The organism is Cohnella massiliensis (assembly GCF_900169535.1).
Lineage (GTDB): Bacteria > Bacillota > Bacilli > Paenibacillales > Paenibacillaceae > Cohnella > Cohnella algarum.
Genome location: NZ_LT821258.1, coordinates 409643 through 424843, shown reverse-complemented (window position 1 = coordinate 424843; position 15201 = coordinate 409643). Strand labels below are relative to the sequence as shown.

The following is a 15201-nucleotide window of genomic DNA, read 5'->3' as shown; positions in this document are numbered from 1 at the left end:
TCGATTTCCTGTCCGCTCTTTGTCGGTTAGGCCTGGGAGGCCGGCTGTTCCCGGGCTTCGACGCCGCTTGTCGCCTGCGCCGGGTCCCAGGTCAAAATCGTATGGCAGTACATGCAACGGTCCGTTTGTCCGAGCACTTTCGTCCGTTTGCCGCATTCGGGGCATTCGATGACCGGCGCGTTGGTGGACAGCATGCCGACCCAGAAATAAACGATCATGCTGGCCATGCAGGCGATCAAACCGAAAACCATGAAGATGCCCGCGATAATTTTGCCGACTTGCCCGAACATCAGAATGCCGCTCGTGCCGAACACCATTAGCCCCAAGCCAATGAACACGGCGAGAAGCGCCCATGTTCTCAGGGTCGTAATTTTGCTTGCTTTCATTTTCATTTTCGTCTGCTCCCGTCATCTTTAATGAAGCTTCGGCAGGAAACCGAAGCCGTTATGTAGAAGAAAGAATGCATTCGCCCTCTCATTATAGCTTACATTTTGCGTACGGGCCACTTGTCCTCGAATACAAGCGGTTTGGCGCGCACAAAGGCGGTGCCGGTCGTGAGTCGTTTGGATGCAAGCGGTTTATTCTATACGGATTTGTTCGCTCGTGAGAAAGGGTTGACCGGTCTTGTTCTGGTGTCGGACCCATCCGCTCATCACACTCTCATGGACGGCATGGACCGTCTCGTTCTCGCCGTATACGAGGAACTCGCGGACAAACGGGATACGGAGCATTGGATGTGGGGAGGGACGCGAATTCTCGTCCGCAGATTGACGAAGGACGCGCTGGAAGACGAAATCCGTCACGGGGAAATAACCGGAATTATCCAGTGGCTGGCCGGCGGCGAAGTGCTGCTTGACCAGGACGGCGACCTCGAGCGGATGAGGGAATCGATCCGAATGTGGCCGGCCTCGATCAAGGAACGCAAGCTGCTTTGCGAATTTTCGTGCTTTGCGAAAACGTATTCGCTGACGAAGCGGTATTTGCAGGACGGATCGGTGATGGACGCGTACGGGCATGTCCTGCTGTGCTTGCAGCACTGGGCGAATCTCGTCCTCATCGAGGAAAGAAAAGGTCCCGAACCGGACGTTTGGCAGCATGTCAAACGGATTAATCCGGGGGTGTACAAGCTGTACGAGGAATTGACGGCCAACGAGGAAACCGAGGAGCAGCGCGTGCGGCTCGCAATGCTGGCTTGCGAATTTTCGCTGCTGACGAAGATGAAATCCTCGTGCATCTTGCTGCTGCGTCTGCTCGGCAGCCGTTCGGACGGCTGGAGCGCCGCGGATTTGATGCATCATCCGGAGCTTTCGGGGCTGCCGATCGATCTTGAGCTTTTGCTGTTCAAGCTTGTGAAGCGCGGATATGCCCGGGAAGTCGTCAAATCGGTTCGCGAGCCTGTCAGCGGCTTGTGCGAAATCCGGTATACCGCGGAGCGCGTGGGATAGGAAAAGCAACCGTCAGACTCGGTCTGGCGGTTTTTTCTTGAATAAGAGGGAAAGTCGAATTATAATAAATGATAACGATTCTCATTATCGTGAGGATACATCATTTTCTCCGTTGGAGTTGACTATAAGATGAAGGGCAATGAGCCGTTAAAGGAAGAACTGTTGTTTCATCAATCGTCGGTAAAAGTTCTTAAAGATCGAACAATCGTGACCGCACCCGCCGGGAGAGGGATCTGGAAAGCGGCGCAGGGCGGGGAATGGGCGTCCATGGCGATAGGTCTGCCTACGCAGACGCATGTGAATCGGCTTCAACTGTCGGGCGAAACCCTGTTTGCCTGCACGAATCAGGGGATGTTCAAGCTGGAGCGGGAAAGCTGGAGGCCGATGGAGATGCCGATGACGTGTTATCAGTACCGGGATGTAGGCCATTCCGCTTTCGCGGCTACTTCGCACGGATTATGGTGTCTCACCGAAAAGGGCTGGAAAAGCGCGGCTTTTTCCTATTCCCCGGTTTATGACTTTTTGTACACGCCCCACTATCTGTTTCTTGCGATGGAGTGGGGAATCGCGATGTACGACCGCCTGACGTGCGCTTGGCAGGAATATCCGTTGGGTACCAGAATAACAGGCCTCGGCGTATTCGGCGGACGCTTGTTCGGCGTGACCGAGCACGGGGAATGGATGCTGGGCAACAAAAAAGGCGGCTTCGATAAAATTAAGTTTCCCGGCATCTTCATCTTCAATACGGTGATGTGCGATCGTTCCGTTTACGTTTGCGCCGATCGGGGATTATATCGAATGGATATTTTGCGGGGGCAGCCCTCTCTTCTGTCGGTGAACCTGGGCGGGCCGGTAACGGATTTGCATATCCGCGACGGTAGTCTTTATCTGGCCACGTTGAGCGAAGGCATTCAAACGATCGACATGAGGTAAAGCGGCAAAAAGCAATCGACTCCGGAAGCTGCAAAAGACTGAAAAATAAGATCTTTTATTTTGTCGAATTTGGCGTTGACGAACCTATAGAAGATGTGTTAAATTAGTTTTCGCCGCTGAGAGACGGCAACGCGCAAGCGGTGCTTGAAAAGCAAGAACAAAATTTTTTAAAAAAAGTTCTTGCAATCAGATGGGCGAATGTGATATATTAATTAAGTCGCTGTTACGACGGCGACGCGAAAGCGAAGGCCTTCGGGCTAACGCGATTGCTCCTTGAAAACTGAACATCGAGCGTAATTGGAAACAAGTCGAATGCAGGCTTTGAGCCTGTGCGAGACAAACCAGCAATAACTTTTTGAGCCTAAGGGCTCTTCAATAAAGTAGTTGGACATTTTGACTATCGGGATTTCCTTTGGGAACCCTGCCGTCAAAAGTCCCTTTATGGAGAGTTTGATCCTGGCTCAGGACGAACGCTGGCGGCGTGCCTAATACATGCAAGTCGAGCGGATCTTTTTAGGTAGCTTGCTACTTAAGAAGGTTAGCGGCGGACGGGTGAGTAACACGTAGGCAACCTGCCCTTTAGCCTGGGATAACATTCGGAAACGAATGCTAAGACCGGATACGCAGCTTGGTCGCATGAGCGAGCTGGGAAAGACGGAGCAATCTGTCGCTAAGGGATGGGCCTGCGGCGCATTAGCTAGTTGGTGGGGTAACGGCTCACCAAGGCGACGATGCGTAGCCGACCTGAGAGGGTGAACGGCCACACTGGGACTGAGACACGGCCCAGACTCCTACGGGAGGCAGCAGTAGGGAATCTTCCACAATGGGCGAAAGCCTGATGGAGCAACGCCGCGTGAGTGAGGAAGGCCTTCGGGTCGTAAAGCTCTGTTGCCAGGGAAGAATAAGGGCTATTTAGCTGCTATCTCGATGGCGGTGCCTGAGAAGAAAGCCCCGGCTAGCTACGTGCCGGCAGCCGCGGTAATGCGTAGGGGGCAAGCGTTGTCCGGAATTATTGGGCGTAAAGCGCGCGCAGGCGGTTCTTTAAGTCTGGTGTTTAAGTGCGGGGCTCAACCCCGTGACGCACTGGAAACTGGGGGACTTGAGTGCAGAAGAGGAGAGCGGAATTCCACGTGTAGCGGTGAAATGCGTAGAGATGTGGAGGAACACCAGTGGCGAAGGCGGCTCTCTGGACTGTAACTGACGCTGAGGCGCGAAAGCGTGGGGAGCAAACAGGATTAGATACCCTGGTAGTCCACGCCGTAAACGATGAGTGCTAGGTGTTGGGGGGGTCCACCCCTCGGTGCCGAAGTTAACACATTAAGCACTCCGCCTGGGGAGTACGGTCGCAAGACTGAAACTCAAAGGAATTGACGGGGACCCGCACAAGCAGTGGAGTATGTGGTTTAATTCGAAGCAACGCGAAGAACCTTACCAGGTCTTGACATCCCTCTGACCGGTCTAGAGATAGGCCTTTCCTTCGGGACAGAGGAGACAGGTGGTGCATGGTTGTCGTCAGCTCGTGTCGTGAGATGTTGGGTTAAGTCCCGCAACGAGCGCAACCCTTGATCTTAGTTGCCAGCACTTTGGGTGGGCACTCTAAGGTGACTGCCGGTGACAAACCGGAGGAAGGCGGGGATGACGTCAAATCATCATGCCCCTTATGACCTGGGCTACACACGTACTACAATGGCCGGTACAACGGGAAGCGAAAGGGCGACCTGGAGCCAATCCTAAAAAGCCGGTCTCAGTTCGGATTGCAGGCTGCAACTCGCCTGCATGAAGTCGGAATTGCTAGTAATCGCGGATCAGCATGCCGCGGTGAATACGTTCCCGGGTCTTGTACACACCGCCCGTCACACCACGAGAGTTTACAACACCCGAAGCCGGTGGGGTAACCGCAAGGAGCCAGCCGTCGAAGGTGGGGTAGATGATTGGGGTGAAGTCGTAACAAGGTAGCCGTATCGGAAGGTGCGGCTGGATCACCTCCTTTCTAAGGAACCCTTCGGGGAATAAAGTCCGATTACGCTCGAGTTCAGTTTTGAAGGAGGAATCCTTCAATCCTATCGCTTGCCTCGCTGGAAAGATTTGCGTCTTGAGAGCGGAAGGACAATGTGATAAGATGATCTTCTGTCGCCGATTGGCGATGGGGATTTGCTGACAACCGACACGCGGCGAACGCCGCTGGGTAACGGTTGCAGCTTGTACCTTGACAACTGGATACGAAACGAAAGCAACGAACCGACACGCAGCGAACGCTGCTGGGTAGCGGTTAGTTGTAGCGCAAAAGAAGATCATCTAATGACCTTATGTGTTGTTGAGCGGAGAGTACGAAGGTACTCGAAGTGAAAATGGCAAGCTGACCGAGAGGTTAAGCTAATAAGGGCGTACGGAGGATGCCTAGGCGCCAGGAGCTGACGAAGGACGCGGCGAACAGCGAAATTTCCTCGGGGAGCCGTAAGCAGGCTTTGATCCGGGGGTGTCCGAATGGGGAAACCCGGCTGTGGTAATGCACAGTCACCCATGAGTGAATTCATAGCTCATGAGGGAGCATACCAGGGGAACTGAAACATCTAAGTACCCTGAGGAGAAGAAAACAAAACAGTGATTCCGTCAGTAGCGGCGAGCGAACGCGGATTAGCCCAAACCAGGGAGCTTGCTCCCTGGGGTTGTGGGACGTCTTATACGGAGTTACAAAAGAGCAGGTTAGGCGAAGAGGTCTGGAAAGGCCCGGCAAAGAAGGTAAAAGCCCTGTAGCCGAAAGTCTGCTCTCTCCAAGACGGATCCCGAGTACCGCGGGACACGAGAAACCCCGTGGGAATCCGGCAGGACCATCTGCCAAGGCTAAATACTCCCTGGCGACCGATAGCGAAGCAGTACCGTGAGGGAAAGGTGAAAAGCACCGCGGGAGCGGAGTGAAAAAGAACCTGAAACCGTACGCTTACAAGAAGTCAGAGCCCGATCTAGGGGTGATGGCGTGCCTTTTGTAGAATGAACCGGCGAGTTACGTTTACGTGCGAGGTTAAGCTGGAGAAGCGGAGCCGAAGCGAAAGCGAGTCTGAATAGGGCGATTGAGTACGTAGGCGTAGACCCGAAACCGTGTGATCTACCCCTGTGCAGGGTGAAGGTGAGGTAACACTTACTGGAGGCCCGAACTCATGAACGTTGAAAAGTTCTGGGATGACGTGGGGGTAGGGGAGAAATTCCAATCGAACTCGGAGATAGCTGGTTCTCCCCGAAATAGCTTTAGGGCTAGCCTCGAGGTTGAGCATCGTGGAGGTAGAGCACTGATTGGGTGCGGGGCCCGCCAAGGGTTACCAAGTTCAGTCAAACTCCGAATGCCACAGATGTATACTCGGGAGTCAGACGGCGAGTGCTAAGATCCGTCGTCAAGAGGGAAAGAGCCCAGATCATCAGCTAAGGTCCCCAAGTGTGTGTTAAGTGGGAAAGGATGTGGAGTTGCGAAGACAACCAAGATGTTGGCTTAGAAGCAGCCACCATTTAAAGAGTGCGTAATAGCTCACTGGTCGAGTGACTCTGCGCCGAAAATGTAACGGGGCTAAACACACCACCGAAGCTATGGCAGGTCGTCGTCTTCACTTTGTTCTGGTAGAACCGGGACATTTGGTCAGAATCAACCGTAAAGGTTGTTCAAAGATTCTGACCCAAATGCCCCAGCTAAACACACCAGGGTGAAGTGAAGACGACGAACTGGGTAGGGGAGCGTTGAATGCGGGTTGAAGTCGGACCGGAAGGACCGGTGGACTGCATTCAAGTGAGAATGCCGGTATGAGTAACGAAAAGACAGGTGAGAATCCTGTCCGCCGAAAGCCTAAGGGTTCCTGAGGAAGGTTCGTCCGCTCAGGGTAAGTCGGGACCTAAGGCGAGGCCGAAAGGCGTAGTCGAAGGACAACAGGTTGAAATTCCTGTACCACCGTAAGCCGTTACGAGCGATGGGGGGACGCAGGAGGGCAAGAACGCGAGCTGATGGATATGCTCGTCCAAGCAGCGAGGCTGATGCGTAGGCAAATCCGCGCATCGAAAAGGCTGAGCTGTGATGGGGAGGGAAAATCACAGTACCGAAGGTTCCGTGCTCACGCTGCCGAGAAAAGCCTCTAGCCAGGCGAAGGTGCCCGTACCGCAAACCGACACAGGTAGGCAAGATGAGTATTCTAAGGCGCGCGGAAGAACTCTCGTTAAGGAACTCGGCAAAATGACCCCGTAACTTCGGGAGAAGGGGTGCCTCGGTAGGGTGAATAGCCCGAGGGGGCCGCAGTGAAGAGGCCCAAGCGACTGTTTAGCAAAAACACAGGTCTGTGCGAAGCCGCAAGGCGAAGTATACGGGCTGACGCCTGCCCGGTGCTGGAAGGTTAAGGGGAGCGGTTAGGAGCAATCCGAAGCTGTGAACCGAAGCCCCAGTAAACGGCGGCCGTAACTATAACGGTCCTAAGGTAGCGAAATTCCTTGTCAGGTAAATTCTGACCCGCACGAATGGCGTAACGACTTGGGCGCTGTCTCAACGAGAGATCCGGTGAAATTTTAGTACCTGTGAAGATGCAGGTTACCCGCGACGTGACGGAAAGACCCCATGGAGCTTTACTGTAGCTTGATATTGGACTTTGGTACGGTCTGTACAGGATAGGTGGGAGCCTGAGAAGTCGGTGCGCAAGCATCGATGGAGGCGCCGTTGGGATACCACCCTGATCGTATCGGAGTTCTAACCTGTCACCGTGAATCCGGTGAAGGGACCGTGTCAGGCGGACAGTTTGACTGGGGCGGTCGCCTCCCAAAATGTAACGGAGGCGCCCCAAGGTTCCCTCAGAATGGTTGGAAATCATTCGAAGAGTGCAAAGGCATAAGGGAGCTTGACTGCGAGACCTACAAGTCGAGCAGGGACGAAAGTCGGGCTTAGTGATCCGGTGGTACCGAATGGAAGGGCCATCGCTCAACGGATAAAAGCTACCCTGGGGATAACAGGCTTATCTCCCCCAAGAGTCCACATCGACGGGGAGGTTTGGCACCTCGATGTCGGCTCATCGCATCCTGGGGCTGAAGTAGGTCCCAAGGGTTGGGCTGTTCGCCCATTAAAGCGGTACGCGAGCTGGGTTCAGAACGTCGTGAGACAGTTCGGTCCCTATCTGTCGCGGGCGTAGGAAATTTGAGAGGGGCTGTCCTTAGTACGAGAGGACCGGGATGGACGCACCGCTGGTGTACCAGTTGTTCCGCCAGGAGCATGGCTGGGTAGCCAAGTGCGGGAGGGATAAGCGCTGAAAGCATCTAAGCGCGAAGCCCGCCTCAAGATGAGATTTCCCAATTCGTAAGACCCCTGGAAGAACACCAGGTTGATAGGCTCGGGGTGGAAGCGCGGCAACGTGTGGAGCTGACGAGTACTAATCGGTCGAGGGCTTATCCTAAAGCGAAGCGCCTGCGGGCATGGAGCAGACGGGAAGCAAGCCAGCAAACAACCATGCGCAATCGTTTCGTATCCGGTTATCAAGGCGCAAGCTTTGATTTCCTTTACATTCCCCGATAGCTCAGTCGGTAGAGCACTCGACTGTTAATCGAGTTGTCACAGGTTCGAGTCCTGTTCGGGGAGCCATTTGGAGAGATGTCCGAGTTTGGTCGAAGGAGCACGATTGGAAATCGTGTAGGCGTCACAAGCGTCTCGAGGGTTCGAATCCCTCTCTCTCCGCCAGCACATGGCCCGTTGGTCAAGGGGTTAAGACACCTCCCTTTCACGGAGGTAACAGGGGTTCGAATCCCCTACGGGTCACCACTTTCTTTTTGGCTAACATCGCACAAAAGAAAAGGGTTGCAAAACGATGGGCGATTGGTTATGATATATTAGTCGCCTTTAAAGGAAATGTTTAACGACGCGGGGTGGAGCAGTCCGGTAGCTCGTCGGGCTCATAACCCGAAGGCCGCAGGTTCAAATCCTGCCCCCGCAACCAAATGATCTACCTTCGGAGCCATCCGAGAATATGTGGAGCTGTGGTGTAGAGGCCTAACATGCCTGCCTGTCACGCAGGAGACCGCGGGTTCGAATCCCGTCAGCTCCGCCATTGCAACTAAGGCTCGGTAGCTCAGTTGGTAGAGCAGAGGACTGAAAATCCTCGTGTCGGCGGTTCGATTCCGTCCCGAGCCACCATTTACTGGTTCATTAAGACATGCCGGTGTAGCTCAATTGGTAGAGCAACTGACTTGTAATCAGTAGGTTGGGGGTTCAAGTCCTCTCGCCGGCACCATGTTTTGCGATAGGAACATGGAGGGTTAGCGAAGTGGCCAAACGCGGCAGACTGTAAATCTGTTCCTTCGGGTTCGGTGGTTCGAATCCATCACCCTCCACCACTTACCTTTTTAGGGGCATAGTTTAAAGGTAGAACAGCGGTCTCCAAAACCGTTAGTGTGGGTTCAATTCCTGCTGCCCCTGCCAAAATTGGATATACTTAAAATATGGCGATCGTGGCGAAGGGGTTAACGCACCGGATTGTGGATCCGGCATTCGTGGGTTCAAGTCCCATCGGTCGCCCCAGTTATTTAAATGAAAACGCGTTGGGGATTAGCCAAGCGGTAAGGCAACGGACTTTGACTCCGTCATTCCTAGGTTCGAATCCTAGATCCCCAGCCATTTTGCGGACGTGGCTCAGTGGTAGAGCATCGCCTTGCCAAGGCGAGGGTCGAGGGTTCGAATCCCTTCGTCCGCTCCATTTACAAAGCCGATCCGTATGCGATCGGACGTCGAACTTCTAGGTTCAATCCTAGATCCCACCCGTTTTTGCGGACGTGGCTCAGTGGTAGAGCATCGCCTTGCCAAGGCGAGGGTCGAGGGTTCGAATCCCTTCGTCCGCTCCATTAGTTTGATCTCGGCGCCATAGCCAAGTGGTAAGGCAGAGCTCTGCAAAAGCTTTACCCCCAGTTCGAATCTGGGTGGCGCCTCCATACAATTTCATACGCGCGCCCTTAGCTCAGCTGGATAGAGCGTTAGACTACGAATCTAAAGGCCAGGAGTTCGAATCTCTTAGGGCGCGCCACCTATATGCTGGTGTGGCGGAATGGCAGACGCGGCGGACTCAAAATCCGCTTCCGGCGACGGAGTGGGGGTTCAAGTCCCTTCACCAGCACCATACATAACGACAAAAACCCTTGAAGATCAATGGAAATTGATTTCAGGGTTTTTTTATATTTTTGCGAGCAATATATCATTGAGAAACGCATTTCCATTGGAGATCGGCTTGACATACTGCGAAAACCGGCTTGGTGCTGAATAGCGGCGCCTCGTGTTTCATTTGTGCCTCCAGGTTCGCCGTCTACAGCTACATTGCCGAATATATGGGACTGCGTTCGGGGATGAATGGACAACTTATCAGCGTTTTGTATGCCAGGGAGTTCGGACAAAGCGATGTTTTGGTCAACAACGTCGGCGTCATGCCTCTGTCTTGTTTACGCGTAATTAGAGGAATAGGACGGCATGGTTCATGTCAATATTAAAGGTGTCCTTTACGGGTTCACGGCAGTGCGGCCTGCAATGAGGGGACGGCAATCGGAACGTATTGGATATGTCCTGCAGTTGCCGTATGCAGCGGCAACGATTTGTCCGCAGAACATCACCGAGGGGCTGCGTAAGGAGGAACGGCCGAGCTCAGGTATTCATACGACGGTTCTCCTCGGGGTGACTGCACTCGAGCCGCAATACACAGCGGGCTCTTCGTTTGACCAGCCGGTCAGGAAATTGAGTCCGCCGATGCCGTACCGGTCGAATTTGTCTTTCCAGCGTTCGACGGGTGACTGATCTGCGAGTGCGCCGGAGGCATCCCGAAGAGGCTATTCTCTGAATCTCTTACGGAAAGGAATTACTTAAAGCTATTTGTCAGTATTGACGTCAATTTGGAAGAACTGGAAGCGTGTTTTTGAACCCGGACGGCGAGAAGCTTGAGACGCTTAAAGTGAAGAACGATTTATAAGGTGCTTCCCAACTGCGCGATCGTATCGTTACTTGGCCAAGATCATAGCTAATCAAACTAAATCCGAATTCATTGATTTTAGCGCACTCATCGCTATTCATTCCTCTCTGCTCCCTCCAAATTACGCTCCTACCGTTCCATATGCACGCCCATAGCTTGATCGGTACCGAGCGCAGCGATACGGGAGAGCTGAAGAGCCATGTAAGCTGCAGAGTAGACCATCCCGTTCTCAAGCCACTTCCTAGCAATGCCTACGATCGCCGAAGACGAGTAATCGAGCAAAATATCCATCTGAACGAGCAGTTTCTGCTCCATATGCAGCCCCGCGATCCTTGTATACAGACCTTCACGCACCCGGTCGTACAGTTTCTCGGCGAATCGCAGTCCCTCTTGGGAGAACAGAATCCGATAGAACTTGCCGTTCTCGAAGATGTGCTGAAACAGCGTGACGAGGAACGAGTCCGGCTCGTCCGGAATGGCGCCGCCTCCGACCGGGGAAGCCGCGCGCAACGCCTCCGCCTTCAGAGAGTCAGTCAGAAGCTGGAGCTTGTCTTCGATCATCGATTCGAGCAACTCTTCCTTGTCCCGATAGTGGGCGTAGAAGGTGGAACGGTTGATGTTGGCTCGTTCGGCAACGTCCAGAACGCTGATCGAATCGAAGGAGCGTTCCGCCAGTACGTCCAGGAAGGCATCGCCGATCATTCCCCGGGTGCGTAAGATTCTTCTGTCGATAGGCTTGACGTTTCCCATTCTCACATTCTCCTAGCGGTCGATATACAACGGATTTCCATAATGTGTCGGAAAAACAACGATTTTCGCCGCTGCGTCCTCTCGGTTCGATGCCGCTTCCGGCAAGGTTGCGAGAGAGGAAGACGATAACGGCAGCTCCGTTGGTCTTCTTAACGTTACCCGACATATAAGTTCAAATCGTTGGGAAAACAACGTTAATAATGGAAATGTTTGTTGTATTTAGATTTTAAATTGCTATAATGATAACACAAAACCGACTAACTAAATAGGAATATATTAAATTGAAATCAGGAGTTGGAAAACGATGAGCGTACAGCAATCCGACCTTGGAACGCCTTCCCAAGCCTATCTGGATATGGCGGCCGAGCTGGCTCGGCGATTGGCGGCGGACGCGAAGGAGAGGGATCGGAGGGGAGGGGCTCCGCTTGAACAAATTGGCTGGCTGCGGGAGAGCGGGCTTCTCACTCTCTCTATCCCCCGGATCTATGGAGGGGAAGAGCAGGCTTGGTCCGTTCTCCTGAAGATCGTACGAGTGCTGGCGAGAGCGGACGCCTCAATCGCCCATCTTTACGGGTTTCACTGCATCAATCTGGCGGCGCCGCGTTGGAAGGGGACGGAGGAACAGGCGAAAACGCTGCTCACGGAATCCGTGCGCGAACGGTGGTTCTGGGGCAACTCGGTTAATTACGGCGACCGGCGGCTGACGGGGAGGCGGGACGGGAAGTGCTGGATCCTGAACGGGCTCAAAGGCTTCTCCTCCGGTTCGCCCGGATCGAACAGGCTTGTCATCACCTGGCGCGACGAAGAGACGGAAGAGCTTCTGTTCGGCGTCATTCCGACGGATAAGCCCGGGGTTACCGTCCACGACGATTGGGACGGCATCGGGCAGCGCCAGACGGGGAGCGGCACCGTGCAGTTCGAACATGTCGTTCTCAAGGAGGACGAGCTGTTGCAGTCGACCGAACACTCCCAATCGGCGTTCGCGACCTTGACATCGGTCCTCTCCAAATCCGTGCTGACCAATGTCTATGTCGGAATCGCGGAAGGGGCGATTGCGGAAGCCTGCGAGTATACGCAGACGAAGTCGCGGCCATGGATCGCTTCCGGCGTCGAGAAGGCGACGGACGATCCGTGGATTCGGCGGCAGTACGGCGAGCTGTGGACGCAGACCGTCGCGGCGGCCAGCCTCGCCGACCGGGCGATGGAGAAGCTTGACGTCGTCTGGAGCCGGGGCCACTCGCTTACCTTCGAGGAGCGGGGAGAGACAGCCGTGCTCGTCGGCGCGGCTAACGTGTTCGCCGGCAATTCGGCGCTGGAAGTGACCAGCCGGATCTTCGAAGTAATGGGGGCCCGTTCGGCGACCGTGACGCAGGGCTTCGACCGCTTCTGGCGGAACGTCCGCACCCATACCTTGCACGACCCGGTCGAGTACAAGCTTCGCAGCGTGGGCCATTGGCTTTTGAACGGAGAGTATCCATCGCCGGTCTACGGCTGATTTTCGACCTAACCCTAGCCCTAATCCTAACGATCTCACTAGGAATTGAAGGAGAGTTTACGAGGATGACCCTAAGAGGCAGCCGGTTCGTGGACAGTTTGAACGACGGAAGAAACGTATGGCTGGAAGGACGCAAACTGGGCAGCCTGGAGCACCATCCGGCATTCCGGGGAACGTTGAGAACGATCGGCGGGCTGTTCGACATGCTGGACATCCCCGGTGAGCGGGAGCTCGTCGGATATGAGACGGAAGGGGGCCGTTACGCCCACAGCTCGTTTCTCGTCCCCTACAGCAAGGAGGAGCTGACCAAGAGAAGTCAGGCCTTCCATCTCTGGTCGAAGCGGACGAACGGGATGATGAGCCGGCTGTCCGACTACGCGCGGTCGATCGTTACCGGCTGGTACGGGGCGAAGGAGCAGCTCGGCCGGCTCGATCCGCACTTCGAGATGAAAATCACCCGTTATTACGAGGAAGCAAGGGACAAGGATCTGTTCCTGACGACGGCCATTCTCGATCCGCAGATCAACCGGGCGAGCGGGCTGGAGGACGAACGGATCGCGGAACGGTTCCTGCACGTCGTGCGGGAGACGGAGGACGGCATCGTCGTCCGCGGGGCGAAGATGATCGCAACGGGCGCTCCTTATACGCACGACTTCGTCATCTTCTCGCTTCTCAAGTTCAAGCAGGATCAGGCTGGCCACGCCCACGTGCTGATCGTTCCCGCCAACTCCACGGGGCTGCACATCGTCTGCCGCGAATCGTTCGCCGAAGCGCGGGACAAGGAGCACATTCTTAGCTCCCGGTATGAGGAGATGGACGCGGTTCTGTTTTTCGACGACGTGCTCATTCCGTGGGAGCGGGTGCTGCTGCACGGGGATTCGGCGGCGGTGCTGAAGCTGAGGGAGAACCGTTCGGCCAACTCGCTCGCGTATCACCAGACGGCCGTCCGGTTCGTCGCAAAGCTCGAGTTCGTCACCGGCGTCGCCTTTGCCATCGCCGAATCGATCGGCGTGAACGAGTTCCTGCACGTGCAGGAGAAGCTGGGCGAACTGCTCTCGCAGGTCGATACGATCAAAGCGCTCGTCATCGCGTCGGAAGTGGAGGCGAGGCCGGATGAGAACGGCATCTTCGTGCCGGAGATCTCCTATATCAACACGGCGCGCAACATTGGCACCAAGTTCTATCCGCGGGCGATCGAGATTATCCAACAGGTCGGCGGGGGCGGCTTCGTCCAGACGCCGTCTGGGATGGAAGACTTCTACGGGCCGATCTCGAAGCTCATGCACCTGTATTTCGAGGGGGCGACGGTCAGCGCGGAGAAAAAGGTGCAGCTCTTGAAGCTGGCCTGGGATTTGATCGGCAGCCCGATGGGCTCACGCCACGAGCTGTACGAGCGCTTCTATGCGGGCGACCCGGTCCGTCATTACGCGCAGCATTACACGGGCTCGAACAAGTCCTATTACACCGAGCCCGTCTGGAATCTCATCAAGGAAGGGGGCAAGCGGTAGAATGAAAATGTTCTGGTTCATCCCGACTTCGCCGACGGACGAACGGCATCTCGGCTCTCCGGTCGGCGCTATCCCGATCGACTACGACTATCTCGCCCGCCTCGCCCGGTCGCTCGACGAATCCGGCTACGAGGGCGCGCTGATCGCGACCGGCAAAGCGTGGGAGGACGCTTGGATTACGGCTTCCGCGCTGCTTCCCTTCACGTCCAGATTGAAGTTCCTTGTTGCGGTCCGGCCCGGGCTCATGTCCCCGACGCTATCCGCCCGCATGGCGGCTACGTTCGACCGGCTGTCCGGAGGAAGGCTACTCGTCAACGTGGTGACAGGCGGGGACAAGACGGAGCTCGCCGGGGACGGTCTCTTCCTCGATCACGACGAGAGATACGAGCTGACGGACGAGTTCCTTGAGGTCTGGAGGCAAACCGCGGGTGGAGGAAAAGCATACCTCAGGGGGCGCCACCTGAAGGTGGAGGGCGCGGAGATTCTGTTTCCGACGGTGCAATCGCCGCATCCGCCCCTCTACTTCGGAGGCTCCTCGGACGCCGCGCTGCGGGTGGCGGCGAAGCATATCGACGTGTACTTAAGCTGGGGAGAGCCTATAGTCGCGGTGGCCGAGAAAATCGGCCGCATGAAGGCGCTGGCCGCCGAGCAAGGCCGAACGATCGAATTCGGCATCCGGCTGCACGTTATCGTGCGCGAGACGGAGGCGGAAGCGTGGGAGGCGGCCGACAGCCTGATCCGGTATCTAGACGACGACGCTATCGCCGCCGCGGCCAAGCGGTTCGCGGCCGCTGATTCCGAAGGGCAGCGGCGTATGACGGAGCTGCACCGCGGCAGCCGGGATTCGCTGGTCGTCGGCCCGAACCTGTGGTCAGGCATCGGGCTCGTCCGGGGCGGAGCCGGAACGGCGCTCGTCGGAAGCGCCGCCTCGGTGGCGGAGCGGATTCGCGAATACGCCGCGCTCGGCATCGACACGTTTATTTTGTCCGGATATCCCCATCTGGAAGAAGCGAACCGGGTAGCGGAGCTGCTGTTCCCTCTTCTGCTCGTCGAGAAGGGATCAGCCTCGGCTCCGAAGCCGCGGCTTACGGTCGGATAAACTCGATCCGACG

General features: G+C 55.6%; 7 protein-coding genes, 16 tRNA genes and 2 rRNA genes. 23 read left to right on the top strand and 2 right to left on the bottom strand.

Annotated features, from left to right (window positions below):
- Window positions 1-26 precede the first annotated feature (26 nt).
- Window positions 27-392: a DUF2614 family zinc ribbon-containing protein gene (locus tag B7E11_RS11625; protein WP_080834500.1), complete on the bottom strand. Its 366-nt coding sequence runs from the start codon at window positions 390-392 to the stop codon at window positions 27-29.
- Window positions 393-554: 162 nt separating this feature from the next.
- Here B7E11_RS11625 and B7E11_RS11620 point away from each other — a divergent pair, with 162 nt between their 5' ends.
- From B7E11_RS11620 to B7E11_RS11525, 20 genes are all read left to right on the top strand, one after another.
- Window positions 555-1445, top strand: a complete 891-nt coding sequence (locus tag B7E11_RS11620; RefSeq protein ID WP_176220700.1) for a nucleotidyltransferase-like protein — start codon at window positions 555-557, stop codon at window positions 1443-1445.
- 129 nt (window positions 1446-1574) lie between these two features.
- Window positions 1575-2378 (top strand): hypothetical protein, encoded by an 804-nt coding sequence (locus tag B7E11_RS11615; protein ID WP_080834497.1) that lies wholly within the window; start codon window positions 1575-1577, stop codon window positions 2376-2378.
- A 438-nt stretch (window positions 2379-2816) separates the two neighbouring features.
- Window positions 2817-4368, top strand: a 16S ribosomal RNA gene (locus B7E11_RS11610).
- A 376-nt stretch (window positions 4369-4744) separates the two neighbouring features.
- A 23S ribosomal RNA gene (locus B7E11_RS11605) occupies window positions 4745-7789 on the top strand.
- Together the 16S and 23S rRNA genes with 16 tRNA genes alongside form the textbook arrangement of a ribosomal RNA operon.
- A 109-nt stretch (window positions 7790-7898) precedes the next feature.
- Window positions 7899-7974, top strand: a tRNA-Asn gene (locus B7E11_RS11600).
- A 3-nt stretch (window positions 7975-7977) separates the two neighbouring features.
- Window positions 7978-8070, top strand: a tRNA-Ser gene (locus B7E11_RS11595).
- A 6-nt stretch (window positions 8071-8076) separates the two neighbouring features.
- Window positions 8077-8151, top strand: a tRNA-Glu gene (locus B7E11_RS11590).
- A gap of 98 nt (window positions 8152-8249) precedes the next feature.
- A tRNA-Met gene (locus tag B7E11_RS11585) sits at window positions 8250-8326 on the top strand.
- Between the two features lie 34 nt (window positions 8327-8360).
- Window positions 8361-8437 (top strand) — tRNA-Asp (locus B7E11_RS11580).
- Between the two features lie 10 nt (window positions 8438-8447).
- Window positions 8448-8523 (top strand) — tRNA-Phe (locus B7E11_RS11575).
- A 21-nt stretch (window positions 8524-8544) separates the two neighbouring features.
- Window positions 8545-8620 (top strand) — tRNA-Thr (locus B7E11_RS11570).
- A 19-nt stretch (window positions 8621-8639) separates the two neighbouring features.
- Window positions 8640-8723: transfer RNA gene (locus B7E11_RS11565), tRNA-Tyr, on the top strand.
- A gap of 11 nt (window positions 8724-8734) precedes the next feature.
- Window positions 8735-8808: transfer RNA gene (locus B7E11_RS11560), tRNA-Trp, on the top strand.
- A 23-nt stretch (window positions 8809-8831) separates the two neighbouring features.
- Window positions 8832-8907 (top strand) — tRNA-His (locus B7E11_RS11555).
- A gap of 21 nt (window positions 8908-8928) precedes the next feature.
- Window positions 8929-9003: transfer RNA gene (locus B7E11_RS11550), tRNA-Gln, on the top strand.
- A gap of 4 nt (window positions 9004-9007) precedes the next feature.
- Window positions 9008-9082: transfer RNA gene (locus B7E11_RS11545), tRNA-Gly, on the top strand.
- A 70-nt stretch (window positions 9083-9152) separates the two neighbouring features.
- Window positions 9153-9227: transfer RNA gene (locus B7E11_RS11540), tRNA-Gly, on the top strand.
- A 13-nt stretch (window positions 9228-9240) separates the two neighbouring features.
- Window positions 9241-9314 (top strand) — tRNA-Cys (locus B7E11_RS11535).
- A 15-nt stretch (window positions 9315-9329) separates the two neighbouring features.
- Window positions 9330-9406, top strand: a tRNA-Arg gene (locus B7E11_RS11530).
- A 7-nt stretch (window positions 9407-9413) separates the two neighbouring features.
- Window positions 9414-9499: transfer RNA gene (locus B7E11_RS11525), tRNA-Leu, on the top strand.
- A 966-nt stretch (window positions 9500-10465) separates the two neighbouring features.
- Here the strand turns inward: B7E11_RS11525 and B7E11_RS11515 are convergent.
- Entirely contained in the window at window positions 10466-11086 is a 621-nt protein-coding gene (locus B7E11_RS11515) for a TetR/AcrR family transcriptional regulator (protein ID WP_080834493.1), read from the bottom strand.
- Window positions 11087-11390: 304 nt separating this feature from the next.
- Here B7E11_RS11515 and B7E11_RS11510 point away from each other — a divergent pair, with 304 nt between their 5' ends.
- The 3 genes from B7E11_RS11510 to ssuD all read left to right on the top strand — a co-directional run bounded on the left by B7E11_RS11510 (window position 11391) and on the right by ssuD (window position 15188).
- On the top strand, window positions 11391-12581 hold the full coding sequence (locus tag B7E11_RS11510) for an acyl-CoA dehydrogenase family protein (protein ID WP_080834492.1): 1191 nt from the start codon (window positions 11391-11393) through the stop codon (window positions 12579-12581).
- 65 nt (window positions 12582-12646) lie between these two features.
- Window positions 12647-14089 carry a 4-hydroxyphenylacetate 3-hydroxylase family protein gene (locus B7E11_RS11505; protein WP_080834490.1) on the top strand — a complete coding sequence of 481 codons (1443 nt, stop codon included), beginning with the start codon at window positions 12647-12649 and terminating at the stop codon, window positions 14087-14089.
- A gap of 1 nt (window position 14090) precedes the next feature.
- Window positions 14091-15188, top strand: coding sequence for an FMNH2-dependent alkanesulfonate monooxygenase (ssuD, locus tag B7E11_RS11500; RefSeq protein WP_080834488.1), 1098 nt, complete (start codon window positions 14091-14093; stop codon window positions 15186-15188).
- The last annotated feature ends 13 nt before the right edge of the window (window positions 15189-15201 follow it).

Excerpts from the sequence above, each read along its gene's own strand:
- B7E11_RS11615 (WP_080834497.1), top strand. The coding sequence starts at position 1,575 with ATGAAGGGCAATGAGCCGTTAAAGGAAGAACTGTTGTTTCATCAATCG.
- B7E11_RS11510 (WP_080834492.1), top strand. The coding sequence starts at position 11,391 with ATGAGCGTACAGCAATCCGACCTTGGAACGCCTTCCCAAGCCTATCTG.
- B7E11_RS11625 (WP_080834500.1), bottom strand. The coding sequence starts at position 392 with ATGAAAATGAAAGCAAGCAAAATTACGACCCTGAGAACATGGGCGCTT.
- B7E11_RS11505 (WP_080834490.1), top strand. The coding sequence starts at position 12,647 with ATGACCCTAAGAGGCAGCCGGTTCGTGGACAGTTTGAACGACGGAAGA.
- ssuD (WP_080834488.1), top strand. The coding sequence starts at position 14,091 with ATGAAAATGTTCTGGTTCATCCCGACTTCGCCGACGGACGAACGGCAT.
- B7E11_RS11515 (WP_080834493.1), bottom strand. The coding sequence starts at position 11,086 with ATGGGAAACGTCAAGCCTATCGACAGAAGAATCTTACGCACCCGGGGA.